Here is a 1518-nt window from a genome sequence, read left to right as displayed (position 1 = left end):
GTTAGGCTATTTTTTCAGTAGTCTTTTTACCCGTCCTGGATCGCTGCGTTAAGCGGATAACGCATAATCAGCTTTGCAAAAATATGAAAAGGTTTAGAATGCAAACGACAACGCAAGAAATACTGCACCATGATGCGGTAGAAAACCTACTGAGGAACAGCCCTGTCAACACTGTGTAACCCTTATTTTCATTGACTAGAAGAACTATTGCTCTCAAATGACTCAAACACTGGCTTTAACATCGCCTTCCCTCGCGACGCTTCCTATTCTTGGACCGACGGCTACCGATACCAAGACAATCATCCTCATTATTGACGATGCCTCGGAAAGCCTGACGATGTTAAGTGCGTTATTACGCCCACACTATCGGGTACTGGCGACAACGACGGGGGCAAGTGGTTGCCGCATAGCGGGCAGAGCGCCTAAACCGGATCTGATTTTACTGGATGTTATGATGCCGGACATGACCGGTTACGAGGTACTTAAGCACTTACGCGACAATCCTAAAACCGGTGACATTCCGGTTATTTTTCTTACTGCTTTGGCTAATACGGGTGATGAAGAACTTGGCCTGCAACTTGGCGCTGCCGATTATATCATCAAGCCCATCATACCGGCTGTAGTGCTGGCCAGAGTGCATACCCAACTTGAAGCCAAATTGGCGCGTGACTGGATGAAAGACCAGAATGCCACCCTGGAAGCCGAAGTTGCCCGGCGTATGACCGAAAACGATTTCACCCAGCGGGTCAGTATTCAGGCACTGGCACGTCTGGCCGAAATCCGTAATGAAGAAACCGGCAATCACCTTTTACGCACCCAGGGCTATATCCAGCGCCTGGCCACTGGCTTAATCCGACATCCCCGTTTTGCTGCCACGCTGACTGACCACTATATCAATCTGTTATACCGATCGGCACCGCTGCACGATATTGGTAAAGTTGGTATTCCCGATCATATTCTGCGCAAACCCGGCAAACTTAACGCCGCTGAATGGGCCATCATGCAAACCCACGCCAAGTTAGGTAGCGACGCCATTGAGCAGGCCGAACAGGATATTAATATACACTTGGCATTTCTCACGTTGGCCAAAGAAATCGCCCACTGGCACCACGAAAAATGGGATGGTAGCGGCTACCCTGACGGACTGGCACAAGAGGATATTCCTGTGTCTGCTCGCCTGATGGCTATTGCCGATGTTTTTGACGCACTAATTTCAGCCCGTACTTACAAGCCGGCAATGCCCTACGCGCAAGCCCGCGATATTATTGCCGCCGGGCGCGGCAAGCACTTCGATCCAGACATGACCGATGCTTTTCTGGCCGGATTTGATGATTTCGTCGCCATCGCCGAGCGTTATCGTAACCTTGACAGCAAACCTAAACGCCACCCGGTAATCCCTGACCCAACCATCCAGACCAGGACATAGTCATGACGACTCGTAAGGACAACAAAAAAAATGCCACGAAAGCTTCCGGCGACGCCAAAACAAGCGACGCACAAGCCATAAAACCAACCAGC

1 protein-coding gene is annotated in these 1518 nt (G+C 50.4%); it reads left to right on the top strand.

What is annotated here, in order from left to right; all coding sequences use genetic code 11:
* Positions 1 to 217: 217 nt before the first annotated feature.
* Positions 218 to 1426: a response regulator gene (locus N7974_RS20515; RefSeq protein WP_262967389.1), complete on the top strand. Its 1209-nt coding sequence runs from the start codon at positions 218 to 220 to the stop codon at positions 1424 to 1426.
* Positions 1427 to 1518: the final 92 nt, after the last annotated feature.

The organism is Methylobacter psychrophilus, assembly GCF_025583945.1.
GTDB classification, from domain to species: domain Bacteria; phylum Pseudomonadota; class Gammaproteobacteria; order Methylococcales; family Methylomonadaceae; genus Methylobacter_C; species Methylobacter_C psychrophilus.
This window is presented reverse-complemented; position numbering and strand designations above follow the sequence as displayed.

Coding starts and splice junctions, on each gene's coding strand:
- N7974_RS20515 (WP_262967389.1), top strand. CDS start 218: ATGACTCAAACACTGGCTTTAACATCGCCTTCCCTCGCGACGCTTCCT.